Annotated in this window: 14 protein-coding genes; 5 read left to right on the top strand and 9 right to left on the bottom strand. The window is 64.5% G+C overall.

The window, feature by feature from the left end; genetic code table 11:
• Window positions 1-264: 264 nt before the first annotated feature.
• From CFB46_RS11615 to CFB46_RS11595, 4 genes are all read left to right on the top strand, one after another.
• Window positions 265-1485, top strand: coding sequence for an MFS transporter (locus CFB46_RS11615; protein ID WP_027784307.1), 1221 nt, complete (start codon window positions 265-267; stop codon window positions 1483-1485).
• Between the two features lie 215 nt (window positions 1486-1700).
• A complete protein-coding gene (locus CFB46_RS11605; protein WP_027784306.1) occupies window positions 1701-2522 on the top strand; it encodes a TetR/AcrR family transcriptional regulator in 822 nt (273 codons plus the stop codon).
• 154 nt (window positions 2523-2676) lie between these two features.
• The gene (locus tag CFB46_RS11600) at window positions 2677-4431 is read left to right on the top strand and encodes an AMP-binding protein (RefSeq protein ID WP_089500017.1); all 1755 of its coding nucleotides are present in this window, start codon (window positions 2677-2679) and stop codon (window positions 4429-4431) included.
• A 29-nt stretch (window positions 4432-4460) separates the two neighbouring features.
• Complete coding sequence (locus CFB46_RS11595) at window positions 4461-5378, top strand: DUF1571 domain-containing protein (protein ID WP_089500398.1); 918 nt, start codon at window positions 4461-4463, stop codon at window positions 5376-5378.
• A gap of 27 nt (window positions 5379-5405) precedes the next feature.
• On the opposite strand, the gene CFB46_RS11590 is transcribed toward CFB46_RS11595, so the two are convergent.
• Entirely contained in the window at window positions 5406-5690 is a 285-nt protein-coding gene (locus CFB46_RS11590; RefSeq protein ID WP_027784303.1) for a hypothetical protein, read from the bottom strand.
• 295 nt (window positions 5691-5985) lie between these two features.
• On the opposite strand from CFB46_RS11590, the gene hfq reads away from it, so the two are divergent.
• Window positions 5986-6555, top strand: coding sequence for an RNA chaperone Hfq (hfq, locus tag CFB46_RS11585; RefSeq protein ID WP_089500016.1), 570 nt, complete (start codon window positions 5986-5988; stop codon window positions 6553-6555).
• A gap of 89 nt (window positions 6556-6644) precedes the next feature.
• On the opposite strand, the gene CFB46_RS11580 is transcribed toward hfq, so the two are convergent.
• From CFB46_RS11580 to CFB46_RS11545, 8 genes are all read right to left on the bottom strand, one after another.
• Window positions 6645-7352, bottom strand: coding sequence for a DUF2968 domain-containing protein (locus CFB46_RS11580; RefSeq protein ID WP_089500015.1), 708 nt, complete (start codon window positions 7350-7352; stop codon window positions 6645-6647).
• A gap of 55 nt (window positions 7353-7407) precedes the next feature.
• Window positions 7408-8799, bottom strand: coding sequence for a sigma 54-interacting transcriptional regulator (locus tag CFB46_RS11575; protein WP_089500014.1), 1392 nt, complete (start codon window positions 8797-8799; stop codon window positions 7408-7410).
• 108 nt (window positions 8800-8907) lie between these two features.
• On the bottom strand, window positions 8908-10932 hold the full coding sequence (locus tag CFB46_RS11570) for a pilus assembly protein TadG-related protein (protein WP_227789513.1): 2025 nt from the start codon (window positions 10930-10932) through the stop codon (window positions 8908-8910).
• A gap of 11 nt (window positions 10933-10943) precedes the next feature.
• Complete coding sequence (locus CFB46_RS11565; protein ID WP_089500012.1) at window positions 10944-11273, bottom strand: DUF3613 domain-containing protein; 330 nt, start codon at window positions 11271-11273, stop codon at window positions 10944-10946.
• A 20-nt stretch (window positions 11274-11293) separates the two neighbouring features.
• Window positions 11294-12136, bottom strand: coding sequence for a tetratricopeptide repeat protein (locus CFB46_RS11560; protein WP_089500397.1), 843 nt, complete (start codon window positions 12134-12136; stop codon window positions 11294-11296).
• An 18-nt stretch (window positions 12137-12154) separates the two neighbouring features.
• Window positions 12155-13147: a type II secretion system F family protein gene (locus tag CFB46_RS11555; RefSeq protein WP_089500011.1), complete on the bottom strand. Its 993-nt coding sequence runs from the start codon at window positions 13145-13147 to the stop codon at window positions 12155-12157.
• A 4-nt stretch (window positions 13148-13151) separates the two neighbouring features.
• On the bottom strand, window positions 13152-14144 hold the full coding sequence (locus tag CFB46_RS11550) for a type II secretion system F family protein (protein ID WP_089500010.1): 993 nt from the start codon (window positions 14142-14144) through the stop codon (window positions 13152-13154).
• The gene (locus CFB46_RS11545) at window positions 14137-15507 is read right to left on the bottom strand and encodes a CpaF family protein (RefSeq protein WP_089500009.1); all 1371 of its coding nucleotides are present in this window, start codon (window positions 15505-15507) and stop codon (window positions 14137-14139) included. The genes CFB46_RS11550 and CFB46_RS11545 overlap by 8 nt, the downstream gene beginning before the upstream one ends.

Genomic DNA, 15507 nt, shown 5'->3' with positions numbered 1-15507 from the left:
GTGGCATGGCGCATCGAGCGCATTACAGAATTGATACAAAAAGCCTTCCGGAATGATACAGATACCTGTCGCGTGTCGCGCGCGGTCCCGTTTCCGTTTCCGAAACAGTGCATTTCGTAGGGATTATTCCCGATTCGCGGCTATCGCGCCCCACATCGCGCAGCGCGGAAGCCTACACTCGATCAGTGCCCCCGCGCCGCGCGCGAGCCGGGCCGGCATCCGCATGCATATCGCGAGCGCGCAAGCCAACGAGGAGACCCGGACATGAGCTGGACCCGCGAGCAACGCAACGTCACGATCGCCGCCTACCTGGGCTGGACGCTCGATGCGTTCGATTTTTTCCTGATGGTTTTCGTGCTGAAGGACATCGCCGCGGAATTCGCGTCGACGATCCCCGCCGTCGCGTTCGCGCTCACGCTGACGCTCGCGATGCGCCCGCTCGGCGCATTGATCTTCGGCCGACTCGCCGACCGCTTCGGTCGCCGCCCGACGCTGATGGTCAACATCGCGTGCTATTCGCTGCTCGAACTTGCGTCGGGTTTCGCGCCGAGCCTCACCGCGCTGCTCGTGCTGCGCGCGCTGTTCGGCATCGCGATGGGCGGCGAATGGGGCGTCGGCTCCGCGCTGACGATGGAAACCGTGCCGACCCACGCGCGCGGCTTCGTGTCGGGGCTGCTGCAGGCCGGCTATCCGAGCGGCTATCTGCTCGCGTCCATCGTGTTCGGGCTGTTCTATCAATACATCGGCTGGCGCGGGATGTTCATGGTCGGCGTGCTGCCTGCGCTGCTCGTGCTGTACGTGCGTGCGCACGTGCCCGAATCGCCGGCATGGAAACAGATGGAGAAGCGTCAGCGTCCGAGCCTCGGCGCCACGCTGAAGCAGAACTGGAAACTCACGATCTACGCGATCGTGCTGATGACCGCGTTCAACTTCTTCTCGCACGGCACGCAGGATCTCTATCCGACGTTCCTGCGCGAACAGCATCACTTCGATCCGCATACCGTGTCGTGGATCACGATCGTGCTGAATATCGGCGCGATCGTCGGCGGCCTGTCGTTCGGCGCGATCTCGGAGCGGATCGGCCGACGCCGCGCGATCTTCATCGCCGCGCTGATCGCCCTGCCCGTGCTGCCGCTCTGGGCGTTCTCGAGCGGCGCGGTCGCGCTCGCGGCCGGCGCGTTCCTGATGCAGATCTCGGTACAGGGCGCGTGGGGCGTGATACCGGTTCACCTGAACGAGATCTCGCCCGACGAAATCCGCGCGACCTTCCCCGGCGTCGTCTATCAGCTCGGCAATCTGCTCGCCTCGGGCAACGCGACGATACAGGCGTCGCTCGCCGTGTCGAACCACAACAATTACAGCTTCGCGCTCGCGCTCGTCGCCGGCATCGTCGCCGTCGCGATCGCCGTGCTGATCCTGTTCAGCCGCGAGCGGCGCGGCATCGACATGACGCAATCGGTCAATACGCGTACCACCGCCGGGTGAACCCGCGCGTTGCGGCGCCGCATCATCGCGCGCGCCCCGCCCGGCCGGCGGTGCGCGTCGCGCTTTCCGCACTTGCACATTGAACTAGAGGAATTGGTCCAGATTCCCCGCTTGCCCGCCCCGCCCGCATTTTTTTATCTTAATGAAAACGACCGTTTGAATCAGATAATCAAATCACCTGTTCGCGGCCGGGCAACCGGCATGGGAGGCGGAACATGGCAGTAAGTCAGGAGGGGCGGCCATCTGCGGGACGGCCGTCCGGGGCGCGATCATCCGGCACGCGGCAGACCGGCGGGACGAAGGCGCGCATTCTCGATGCGGCCGAGGATCTGTTCATCGAACATGGCTTCGAAGCGATGTCGATGCGGCAGATCACCTCGCGCGCGGCGGTCAATCTCGCCGCGGTCAACTACCACTTCGGCAGCAAGGAAGCGCTGATCCACGCGATGCTGTCGCGCCGGCTCGACCAGCTGAACCAGGAGCGCCTCGGCATCCTCGACCGCTTCGACGCGCAACTTGGCACGCACATTACCTGCGAGCACGTGCTCGGCGCGATGTTCATTCCGGCGCTGAAGGCATCGCGCAATCCCGAACGCGGCGGGCCGGGGTTCCTGCGGCTGATCGGCCGCGCATACACCGATCCCTCGCCGTTCGTGCGCAACTTCCTGACCGCGCACTACGCGAGCGTCGCGGGCCGCTTCTTCGACGCTTTCCAGCGCGCGCTGCCGCACCTGCCGCGCACCGAGCTCGGCTGGCGGCTGCACTTCGCGATCGGCGCGCTGTCCGGCGCGCTCGCGGGCGCCGAAACGGAAAGCCTGATCGACGAATTCTCGCAAGGCCGCACGATGAACGACGTGCAGATGATCGCGCGGCTGTCGTCGCTGATCGTCGCCGCGCTGAAGGCGCCGATGCCCGACAGCGCGCAACTGTCGATCTTCGCGGCGGTGCTCGACGACGCGGGCGCGAGCGAAGCGTTCGGGCTGCCGCAGTCGGCCCCGACGAGCGCCGAGACGGCGACGCTGCATTCCACGAACTGAGCGCGCGAGGCCACGCGCGGCTTCCTGTTCACGATTTGATCGATACGCGCGGTCGTGCGCGGCGCCGAGACGCCCGCGCCGGCCGCGAAGCACGGGGCATGGGCAGGCGCTTGCGCGCGAGCCCTCCGCCGAGAGCCAAGACCGGAGACACGTCATGTCATCTTCCGCAGCACCCACGTCGGCCCACCTTCCGCCGAACACCGACGCCGTCTGGTACGCGTCGTACCCGCCCGGCGTCCCGCACGAGATCGACGTCACGCAATATGCGTCGCTCGTGCAGTTCTTCGACGAATGCACGACCCGCTTCGCCGACCGCGTCGCCTACGTGAGCGCCGGCGCGTCGATGACCTACCGCACGCTCGCCCGGAAAGTCGACGCGTTCGCGTCGTATCTGCAAAGCCTCGGCGTGAAGCCCGGCGACCGCGTCGCGATCATGCTGCCGAACACGTTCCAGTATCCGGTCGCGCTGTTCGGCACGCTGAAGGCCGGCGCGATCGTCGTCAACGTGAATCCGCTCTATACCGCGCGCGAACTCGCACACCAGTTGAAGGACAGCGGCGCGCAGACGATCGTCGTGTTCGAGAACTTCGCGCGCACGCTGCAGGACGCACTGCCGGAAACGCAGGTGAAGCACATCGTCGTCACCGCGCTCGGCGATCTGCTCGCCGACGGTTTCAACGCAAAAGGACGCCTGATCAATTTCGTGCTGAAGCACGTGAAGAAGCTCGTGCCGGCCTATCACCTGCCGCAGGCGACCCGACTGCGCTCCGCCCTCGCGCTCGGCGCGCGCGGCAAGCCGCAACCGGTGCGGATCACGCGCGACGATCTCGCGTTCCTGCAGTACACGGGCGGCACGACCGGCGTCGCGAAAGGCGCGATGCTCACGCACGGCAACCTGATCGCGAACCTGCTGCAGGCGAAGGCCTGGATCGCCGACCAGGTATCGGGCGACGTCGAAACCGTGCTCACGCCGCTGCCGCTCTATCACATCTATTCGCTGACGGTGAATGCGTTCATCTTCATGGGGCTCGGCGGGCGCAACATCCTGATCGCAAACCCGCGCGACATGAAGATGGTGATGAAGATCATCCGCCACGAGACGTTCACGGGGATCACCGGCATCAACACGCTGTACAACGCGTTCCTCGACAACGAGGAATTCCGCAAGCGCGATTTCTCGAAGCTCAAGCTCGCGATGGCGGGCGGGATGGCGATGCAGCGCGCGGTCGCCGAGCGCTTCCAGCAGGTGACGGGCCGGCCGGTGGTCGAAGGCTACGGCCTCACCGAGTGTTCGCCGATCGTCACGATGAATCCCGTGGACCTGAACGACATGGCCGCGTTCAGCGGTTCGATCGGCCTGCCCGCGCCGTCGACCCTCGTGCGCTTTCGTCGCGAGGACGGCACCTGGGCCGCGATCGGCGAGCCGGGCGAGCTGTGCGTGCACGGCCCGCAGGTGATGCGCGGCTACTGGCAGCGCCCCGACGAGACGGCCAAGGTGATCGACGCCGACGGCTGGCTCGCCACCGGCGACATCGGCGTGATGGACGAGCACGGCTTCATTCGCCTCATCGACCGCAAGAAGGACATGATCCTCGTGTCGGGCTTCAACGTGTATCCGAACGAGATCGAGGAAGTGCTCGTGATGCATCCCGGCATCAGCGAAGCCGCGGCGATCGGCATTCCGGACGAGGTACAGGGCGAACGGATCAAGGTGTTCGTCGTGCGCCGCGACCCGTCGCTGACGGCCGAGGACGTACTCGCGCACTGCCGCAAGAACCTGACCGGCTACAAGATGCCGAAATTCGTCGAGTTCCGCGACGCGCTCCCGCAGACGAACGTCGGCAAGATCCTGCGGCGCGCGCTGCGCGACGAGGAACTCGCCAAAATTCAGGCCGCGAAGCAAGGCTGAACGATCCATTGTTCCGGGAGACGCCGTCGATGAACGAAGGAATGAAGCGCCGCGCGCGGCATGCCGCCGCGGCGGCCGTCGCGTGCGTGCTGTCGCTCGCGCAGGCGGGCCTGCATGCACAGGAAACGGCCGGCGCCGCGAGCGCGGCACCGGCAGCCGCGCTACCCGCGGATCTCGCGAAGGTCACGCACGAACCGCCCGCGCAACAAGCGCGCTGGCTGCGCACGGCGGCCCAGCGCGGCACGCTCGCGCAACTCGACGACGCGACGCTCACGGCGCTCTTCAAGGCGCTCGATCCGCTGGCCGTGCCGCTCTATATCCGTAACGGCCCCAACGGCTATCCGTCTTACCAGTTCACGATGGTGCGCCAGGAGCGCATCAGCGGAAAATGGTCCGACACGCCCGACCGCATGCTCGTGAAGACGACCCGCGACCCGCTGCGCGTGTATGCGAAATGGCTCCCGGGCGGCGCGCATGCCGGACAGGAGACGATCTACGACACGACGCAGCGCAAGGACGAGATGTACGGCCATCTCGGTGGCCTGCTCGGCAAGATTCCGTTATGGACGGCGATCGACGGCGCGCTGGCGCGCGCCCAGTCGAATCATCAGGTGAAGGATCTCGGCACCGAGTTCATCGCGAACCTGTACCTGACCGAAGGGAAGAAATACCTGGAAGCCGGCGTAGAGCGGCCGACCGACGTGGAAGCCAGGACGATCGGCGGCGTGCGCGTCGTGGCGCTCACCTACGAAACGCCGACCGGCCGGCCGCAGTTCTATGCGAAAAAGGAAGTACTGGGGCTCGACCTGCACGCGCCCTATTTCCGGACCGTCGAGTCCTATGACAACGACGGCAGGATCTTCGAGCGGATCGTCATCGAGAAAATCGCGCCGACGCCCCTCGACGACACCGCATTCGACCCGAAAAACCCCGACTACGCGTTCTGACGCGCGCCGGCGGGGGCCGCTGCGGGCTCAATCGTCATCGTCGTCGCCGTGGTGCCGATGCCAGTGCTTGTAATAGTGCTTGCGCCACTTGCGGTAGCGATCGTCGTCGTCATCGCCGTAATAGTCGTATCCATAGCCCGGATAGGCGACGACGGCGGGCTGCGGCGCGACATAGACCGGCGCCGGCTGGACATACACCGGCGCGACCGGTACGCCGATGCCGACCGACAGGTCCACATGCCCCGCCATTGCACTACCCGAAACGAGCAACGCCATGCTCCCGATCACTCCTGCCACTTGCTTCTTGTTCATGCTCCGGATCCCAGATAAGCCGGCCCGCCCGGCTCGCGCGACCAATGTAAGCGCGGCGCGCGCACCGAGGTGATACGGGGCTGCGAGACTCGTAACGCGACGTAACGAAATGACTTAGGCCGTTTGGCCTAATCGCGAAAATGCGCCGGAACGTCTATAGTGGGTTACGGTTCGACACAATCACGACTGCGCGCTTCCCTATCGAACAGGGTAGAATTCCGCCAAACGCCTTGTGGACGAACACGCCACACACACGCACAACATATTCTCTGACGCAGGCTCCTGCCGCACCTCAATGGCCAATCCCGCAGAATCCCATCCGCAAAACGACTTCATCAATTCGGCGCGCAAGGAACGTAAGCGTGTCGAAATCTATCTCGTCAACGGCATTCGTCTGACGGGGTGTATCGAGTCGTTCGACCAGTATCTGGTGATGCTGCGCACCCCCGTGGGTCTGCAAGGCATCTACAAGCGTGCGATTTCCACGATCCAGCTCGACACGGGCGGTTCGCGCCCCGGCGGCGGCCCCCGCGGCCCGCGCACCGGTGGTCGCCCCGGCGGCCGTGAAGGCGGCGGTCACAGCCCGTACGGCTCGCATGGCGGCCCGCGCGAATCGCGCGGCGACGGCGGCGGTTACGGCTCCCGCGAGCCGCGTGAAGGCTACGGTTCGCGTGAACCGCGCGAAGGTTACGCCCCGCGTGAGCCGCGCGAAGGCTACGGCGCACCGCGCGAGCCGCGTGAAAGCTACGGCGCGCCGCGCGACACCGGCGACGCAGCCGGCAACGCCGCGCCGTCGGATTCCCGCGGCGGCACCGGGCCGGTCATCGTGACGCGCCGCCGGCGAATCGTGCCGGACGGCCAGTAAAACAGAAAGGGCAAGCCAACCGGCTTGCCCTTTTCACTTTTTCACTGGTACGGCCGACGCGGCACGTCGCCGCACCGCCGTTACCGGATTCAGCGGGCCGTCGTCGGCAGGCCCGCGTCGGCCTCGCGCTGCAGCGAACGCACCTGCTGCTGCAACGCCCGCAGTTGCGACTGGAGCTGGGCCTGTTGCGCCTGCAGCGCCGCCGTTTCGCTCCGCACGCTCTTCTGGCGATCCGTCACCGCCGCCTGCTGCTGGCGGGCGATCGAGATGTCCGCCTGCAGACGCCGCGCGCGGTCCTGCGTGACTTCGATCTGCTTGTCCATCTGCGCCTTCTGCGATTCGAGCTTCGCCGCGCGTAGTTCGTTGACGGCCAGCCGCTCGGCCTGGTGCGAGAAATCGCGATAGATCGCTTCCGCACGCGTTTCGTCGTAAGTCTTGATCACGCGCCAGAACGCCTTCTGCTGGAACAGCGCGACGAAATACGCACCGTCCTTGACGTTGAACAGCAGGCTGGCGCCGTAGCTGCCGTTGTAGCTCGTGCGCATTTCCGTCAGCGAATGCGCCTGGATCTGGCGCTGCAAGTCGTCGACCGTGCTCGGCCCCGTCGTCTCGCCGGCCTGCGGCTGCACCGACGTCTGCGCCGGCGAATCGATCACCGGAATCGCGGCCACCGGCGCCGACGCCTGCTGCACCGCCGGAGAATCGCTGCCTGCCAGCCCCTGCGCGAACGCGCCTTGAATGCCTCCCATCATCGCGAGCAATACGCTCACCCGCCCCCACCCCGTCATATGGCTCATGAAGTTTTATTCCCCGCCCGAGTCGTTGTAATTCACCGCGATTTTATCTCATTAATTACTCGCTTTCGCGGGTCTCGGGTTCTTCGTCGAAGATCTGATATTTGCGCATTTTTTCCCACAATACCTTGCGGCTGATGCCGAGCTGCAGGGCCGTGTCCTGACGCCGCCAACCGTTTGCGTCGAGCGCAGCGATCACGCGATTGCGCTCGTTCATGTCCCACTTGCTGCGATCGACGAACACCTCGGCCGCACTTTCCACCGGCACCGGCTGGGCCGAGTTGCGTGCATGCGCGATCAGCCGCTGCAGCCGCGCGGCATCCCAGCCGCCCGTCTGCCGCACCGTCACGCCGACGCGCTCGGCAAGGTTGCGCAGTTCGCGCACGTTGCCGGGGAAATAGCTGTCCGCGACCGAATCCGTGAGCCAGTACGGCAGATCGGACAACTCGGCGAGCCGCTCCTCGCCGACCACCTGCGCCACGAACGACTTGAACAGCGCGATCTTGTCCACCGCGCCACGCTCTTCCAGCGACGGGATGCTCAACTCGATCACCGCGAGCCGGTAGTAGAGATCGGCGCGGAACAGCCCGTCCTTCACGAGCTGCGGCAGCTTCTTGTTGCTCGCCGCGACCAGACGGAAATCGACCTTGACCGGCGCCGTCGCGCCGACCCGCAGCACCGCGCCGTCCTCGAGCACGCGCAGCAGCTTGACCTGCTGATACAGCGGCAGATCGCCGACTTCGTCGAGGAACAGCGTGCCGCCGGCCGCCTGCTCGAAATAGCCTTTATGCGCAACAACCGCGCCCGTGAACGATCCTTTCGCATGCCCGAAGAACAGCGATTCGAACAGGCCGTCCGGAATCGCGCCGCAGTTCACCGGCACGAATTCGCCGTGTCGATAACGCGAATGCTTTTCGTGCAGCAGTTGTGCGATGCGCTCCTTGCCGACGCCGGTTTCGCCGTGCAGCAGCACGTTGGTGTCGCAGTCGGCGAACGTATCGACTTCGTGCAGCAGCGCCTGCATCGATTCGGAGTGCGCGACGAGTTCGGACGGCTGCAACGTTTCGGCTGCGTGCGCGCGCAGTTGCGTGACGAGCTTGCCGATCATGCCGCGCAGTTCGGCGCACGTGAAGTCGAGCGGCAGGATGTGCGAATACTCGGGCGGATACTGCGACGCGTCGTGGTCGCGCGCCGCGCCGACCCAGACCACCGGCATGCCGATGTTGGCCTGCCAGTCGCGCAGGAATGCCGCGCCGCCTTCGATCATCGTCACGCTGATGATCGCCAGCGACCGCCGCATCGCGGCGCGCTCGGGCGAGACCGTCGCGTTGTCGGCGCGGATCACTTCGACGTCGAAGCTCGCCATGCATCGGGCGACGCGGTCGACGATGTCCGCCTTGCCTTCCCAGACGTACAGGTCGAGCTCTTCGATTGCGGGCGTGGTTCTCATGTTTCGGATGCGGCTTCAGTAATTGACGGGTTGCTTGGCATTGCAGATCAGTGGTCGAATGCGTGCGACTGCGATGCCGCCTGCTTCGATAACGGACCGTTCAGGCATTTATTGAACCAGCATGGGATCGCCACATTTGATCGAATCCGGTGTGTTGGTGACATAGGCGTTTCCCAGGCTCAGGCCGAGCAGGCCCGTGACGGAAGTCAGGAGCGAATCGATCGGTTGCAGGAGGAGCGGAACGAGGGTGCTTCCCAATGCTGTCAGAAGCGGCCCGGTCAGGATATCCAGCAACGGGTTCAAGATGCCGGCCAGCACCGATGCCGATCCGCCGTTTGCCGACACGGAAACCGACAGGCCGCTGCCGACGATACCCTGAACCGCCGGTGACAGGAACTGGTCCGTTCCCGTGCCCAGCATATACGGCGACGCCGGACTCGGCGAAGCGGATGAGCCTGGGCCGGGATACGTGAACGTCAGCGGCGTCGGCGTTTGATTGGCAACGGGGACCGTCAACTGCCCGGGCTTCAAGCTGATATTGACGGATATCTGGTTCAGGTTGATCAGCCCCAACGTCAACACGTTAAGCGCTGAAATCACGGTATTGAGTCCCAGCAGGCTGAGCAGGCTCTGCAGGCTCTGCAGGTTCACGGCGACCAGCGTGATCGGGGTTCCGCTGCCGGTCGTATATCCGGAAGGCGCGTTGAGGTTGATCGGCGTATTCGCCGAACCGCCGATGTACACGGCCACGACCCCGGTCTGCACGTTCACTTGCGCGGTCTTCGTGCCGTCCGCGGTGCAGGTGATGGACATCAGACCCGCCGTCGCCGGCGCCACATAGGCGGTGATCGGCAATTGCACAGCGGCAAGCGGCGTCGCCGAGCCGGACGAGCAACTGCCGCCCGGAAAGACCAGCGCGCCGTTCGAGCAGGTCGACAGCAGCGAGATCGACGTATTGAGGAACACGTTCCCCTGTGCGGTCGACGTGTTGGTCGTGCAATTGGTGGTCGCGCAATTCGCCGGCCCGGGCGGACCGCTCGCGGTGGTCGGTGGATTGGCGCCGAGCTTGACGGAGCCCGACACGGTCACGTTTAGCAACGGTGCGAGCAATGTCGGCGTCTGGACGGTAACACTCGGAATGCTGACCGAATTCGTGCCGTTTGCGAGCTGCAACGCAGTAGACAGCAAACCGAGCGCATTGACGCTAGCGTTGACGGCAGAGCTTCCCGTCGCAGTCGCAGCGGAAACCAGTTGACCGAGCGCGATCTGCGGCCCGCCGCAGACTCCAGCCGGACAAAGGGCGATAACCAGTGCGTTCAGGACCTTCAGGTTCGCCGCGGCGACGCTTTGTTGCGTCGCGGCCTGTACCGCGGCGTTGGCCAGTTGACCGAGCGTCACGGTGCCATTCAGCACGCCCGTACTGGTGCCGACGGGGAGATTGGCAAGAATGCCGGCAAGCTTCAAATTGACTTGTGCGAGTCCCTGATAGTCAACCAGTTGGAGATTCAGGGCGTTGTCGTTTGATCCAGTCAGCGCCTTGAGCAACTGGTTGGCCAACCCACCATTCAACGCTGCAACCGACGTTGTCAGCGTAAAAGTGTCGGTGGGTACGCTCTTGGCAATGGCAGATCCGCTGATCGTGACGCCACCTCGAAAAATCCCGTCGACCGGCTCGGCTACCGTGACGCAAACGGCGTTGGTCGGCTGCCCATTGATTGCTCCAACCGACAGACCCGCGCACTGGTTGCCGCTGATCGGGTCGCCCGACACCCATGTGAACTGCGCGCTGCCGCTGCCTTGAGGTGCGGTCCAGATACCGCACGAAACGAAAACATTCGAGCCCGATGGCAATGCATTCGTCGCCGGGTTCGCGATTTGACCGGCTGCGGTCTTCGCGGCCTGGCAAGTCGAGTCGGTCGTAACCTGAGAAACCGCCGACAACGCGGCCAGATCCGCCGCCGCTTGCATCCGGCGTCTTTCGGCATAGAAATGGCCGACGTCGATCGCGCCCAGGATAATGATCGCAACCAGCGCCCAGATCGTCGCCATGATCGCGACGCTACCGCGCTGGCGACTTCTCCCGGGACTGCCGGCGCTTCCCCGCCGCGCCGCGTGCGATTGATCTGCGCGCATGGTCATCCCGCTTATTGCGCGCCCTGCCCGCCGCCCGACATGCCACCCACTGCGCCGAGTTGCGAACTCATCGAATCCGGAATCTTGTTCTTGAACGAATCGAGATAGCGCTGGTACGCAAGCGACGCGACGTCGCCGAACACGGGTTGCGTCGGCGCCGCCGCGCGGTTGTCGCGCTGCATCGCGAGCCAGTCTTTGGTCGAGCGGCCGACGTCGGACGCACCCAGCGTCACGGTGTCTTGACCGTACGCAGCGCCGGAACCCGTTACGACGCAGATAATCGCGACCAGCGTCGCAATCCGGCCCGCGCATGCGCTTCGATTGTGTGTGTTGTCGTTCATGTCGTTCCCCGGATATCTGTTCATTGTGCAAACCGTTGCAGCAGCGGCACAGTCTGGTCGTAACCGAAGTTGTTCGCCATCGGCGTGATCGGCGTCGTCGCACCGCGCCGCGACACAACCGGCGGTGTCGCGATCGCGCGCTGCTGCGCACGCACCGCTGCAGCAATCTTCGCGGCGTCGCCGTTGATGTCCTTGCGAATCTCCGTCGACAGATGCTGCTGATTCATCAGCCGTTGCGCGTCCTGCGCACGTCCTGCCGCAAACAGATACAGCGCAAGGTTGCTGACGATTTTCGGATTGCGCTGATCGAGTTCGGCAGCTTTCATCAGCGGCACTCGCGCGCCGACGACATCGCCGCTGCGCAACTTCGCGTAAGCAAGATCGGACAGTAGCGACGGATCCGTCGGCGCGAGCTCCGACGCTTGCGTCAGCGCCTGCACGGCCCGGTCGAAATCGCCCGCGGCGCCTGCAAGCAATCCCAACCCGCGATAACCGCGCGCGGCGAGCGGCGTCTTCAGCAACTGTGCATACACGGCCGCGCTTGCTGCCGGCTGGTCGGTCATCCGTAGCGCATCCGCACGCAACAGGATCGATTCCGGCATGACACCGTATGTCTTGTCATATGCATCGATGTGCGCGAGTGAAGCGTAATAGAGGCCCTGCGCTTGCATGCGCTGAATCAGACCCAGATACATCCCCGGCGTATCCGGCACGGACTGCTTTTGATCTGCTGCTTGCATCAGTGCCGCACGCTCTGTCTGCGCGCCGACGCCGTACCCGCTTTCCTTGGTTGCGCATGCGCCGAGCAGCAACGCCACCGCCAGCATGCCCGCCCGGGTTACCGCTTTGTCGATTCGCTTCATCGTCTGTCCTTCCATCCTTCAATGCTGCGACGACAACGCGCGCATCACCGCCAGCATGCCCGGCCCCGCCGTTACGATCAGCAGAGCGGGTAACAGCGTCAGCACCATTACGCCCGTCATCTTTACCGTCAACCTACCGATCCGTTCGCGCAGCATCGCTCGACGCGTCTCGCGCAAACGGTCGCCGAACTGCTTGAGCGGTTCCTGCACCGCACCGCCATGCTTGTCGACCTGAATCATCAATCGCACGATCGCGCGCAAATCCTCGTTGTCGAATCCACTCGACAGCCGTTGCAGCGACTGCTCGCGGGTCCGGCCCGCGGCGAACTGACGCTGCGCGATTCCCACCTCCGACGACAGGACCGGCAGCATCCCGCGAAAATCGTTCGTCACGACTTGGAGGCTTTGATCGAGCGACAGACCGACGCCTTGCAGTAAACGCAACATGTCGACGAGTAGCGGCAGTTCGTCGACGACGCTCTGCCGCCGCGATGCTGCGCGGCGCTGCACATAGAGTTTCGGCAGCATGAAGCCGAGCGCGAAGGCGACGCACATGCCGACCATCCAGATACTGCCTTTCGTGCGCCCACTCGCGAAGATAGCGAACAGCAGCGGCAACGCAATCCCGCACGCGACCCGCGCACTCAGAAACAGCCCGCGCGTGCGTGCATCGACATATCCGCATTGCTCCAACAGGCGACGATCCTCTTCCGCGACAGCGTATTTACCGAATCCGGTATCCAGCCAGCGCATGCCTGCCGCCGACAGGCGATCCAGCCAACGTTCGACACGTTGCCCGCCGCGTACGTTGGCTTTCGCCGGCGCATCGCCATCCTGCGCGGGCCGCGCTTTCGCTGCCTCAAGTGCAGCCATGCGTCGATCCAGCGCATCGACCAACGCTCGTTCGGCACGCGCCGCAGCATTCGCCCGCAACATCGCAACCATACCGAGCAGCAGTACCCCAAGCGCGCCCACGGCCAACGCAATCGCTCCGATTTGAGTTGCTGTCATAGCCTCACCTGAGTCGAGCCATTCGATACAGCCATATGCTGCCGACCACTTGGGCCAGGAACGCGATCATGAGCAGCGACCGCCCGCTCGGATCACCCCACATCCCGTACAGATACTTCGGATTGGTCATCACGACGAAGCTGCCGATTGCAATCGGCAGCATGACGAGGACGAACGCGGACAGCCGCGTCTCCGACGACATCGCAGTCAATTCACGCTCGGCTTGCTCGAGATCGCGCATGAATACGGCCATCCGCTCGAGCATCACGTCAGCGCGCCCACCGTATTTGACCGATAAGCGCAGTACCGAGCCGACGAGCTCAAACTCTTCCGTCCGGTAGATCTTCGCGATGTGCATCATGGCGCGGTCGATCTCGATACCGCCGCGCAGCATCCGCGACACGACGTCGAGACAGCCCCGCAACGGCTCCTCGGTCGTCAACAGGGCAGACTGGAAAGCAGCCGGCACGCTATTGCCCAACGTCACGAGACGCACGATCCCGTCGAGGAACGACGGGATCTGCCGGACGATCTTCAACCGTCGCCGCTGAATCCGCGACGCGAGCCAGACGCCGAGTATCGCGCTGCCGCAAATGATCGCCGCAAAACACGCCAGCACGCCGCCGTGACTGCCCGCGATGAATGCAGCCGCGACGAGTACTGCAAGCGCGACGAGCGCCTTGCCGCGCGCATCGTCTATCCCCGCACGACTTGCAAGGTTGGACAGATATTCGGATGCGATCGCATACCAGTGCACCCAGAAGGCGTCGGACGACCCCTTCCGTGCCGCACCCGGTTGTTGCGCGGCTCGCACGGCACCAGCCGCCTGCGCACGGGCCGCCTGTGCGGCGACGCGTGCACCAGGTTCGAGCCGGCTGTCGATGAAGCGCTTCGCGTCGGTCCGTACGCGCCGGGTCTCTGCGTGACGCCACAGCATCATCGCAGCCGCGACGCATAGCATCGCGATCGCCAGCACCCATACCATCGCGCTATACATTGAAGCCCCCGCCGCCTCGGCCGAACCCGCCACCGCCAAAGCCGCCGCCGAATCCGCCATCGCCGAACCCGCCGCTCGTCAGCGTCTGACGGAAGCGCGCGAGCTTCGGTGAATGCGGATGGATGCCCAATGTTTCCCAGTGGTCGACTTCCTCGCCCTCCGGCGTCACGCGCGCTTCGTAGCGGTAAAGTTCCTGCGTCGCGATAATGTTGTCGGACAGCCCGGTCACTTCGGTGATCGACAGGATCCGTCGCCGCCCGTTCGACAGGCGTCCAATCTGCACGATGAAGTCGATGGCGTTCGCGATCTGCCGGCGCAGGCTGGACTCGGTGCCCTGGAAACCTGCAAAACCGGCAAGCATCTCGAGACGGTACAGACACTCGCGCGGCGAACTCGCATGCACGGTGCCCATCGAGCCGTCGTGACCCGTGTTCATGGCTTGCAACATTTCCAGCACCTCGCCGCCGCGCACTTCGCCGACGATGATCCGGTCCGGACGCATCCGAAGCGTATTGCGCAGCAAGTCGCGAATCGACACGACCCCGGTACCGTCGAACCCGCCCGGACGGCTCTCGAGCCGCACGACGTGCGGGTGGTTCAGCGACAACTCGGCCGTATCCTCGATCGTCACGACACGCTCGATCTCCGGGATATGAAATGCGAGCGCGTTGAGCAGCGACGTCTTGCCGGAACTCGTACCGCCTGACACGAGAATGTTGCAGCGAGCCTCGACTGCCGCCTGAAGCAACGTGTTGATCTCTTCGTTGAACGTCCCGTTGCCGAGCAAGTCGGACGGTTTCAGCGGATCCTTGCGGAATTTCCGGATCGATACGACCGGACCGTCGATCGACAGCGGCTCGATCACGACGTTCACGCGGCCGCCGTCTGGCAGCCGTGCATCGACCATCGGATTCGACTCGTCGAGACGGCGGCCGATCGGCGCGAGGATCCGCCGCACGATCCGCAACAGATGTGCGTTGTCGGTGAAGCGCACGGGCAGCTTTGCGAGGATCCCGTGACGGGACACGTACACGTCGTTGTAGCCATTGATCAGGATGTCTTCGACGGCCGGGTCCGCGAGCAGATCCTCGATCGGGCCGAAACCCGCGAGTTCCTTCGTCAGCGCCTCCGCGATCGTCCGTACCTCGTTCTCGTTGAGCGGAATACGGCGCAGGCGCACGAAGCTGTCGATCTCGAGATCGACGAACTGGTTGATCGCCTGGCGGGACCATCTGCCGAATTCGGCGCCCAATTCTTCGATGCGCGTCAGCAAGTGCTCGTGCGCGGAATTCTTGATGTCGTGGAATTGTTGCGTCTGGGAGAACGGCGCTGCGCCGTCGGCAAATTGAATGTCGTGTGCCAT

The organism is Burkholderia sp. HI2761 (assembly GCF_002223355.1).
In the GTDB taxonomy this organism is placed as follows: Bacteria; Pseudomonadota; Gammaproteobacteria; order Burkholderiales; family Burkholderiaceae; genus Burkholderia.
The sequence above is the reverse complement of the archived record's forward strand: the minus strand, read 5'-3'. Positions and strand labels throughout refer to the sequence as shown.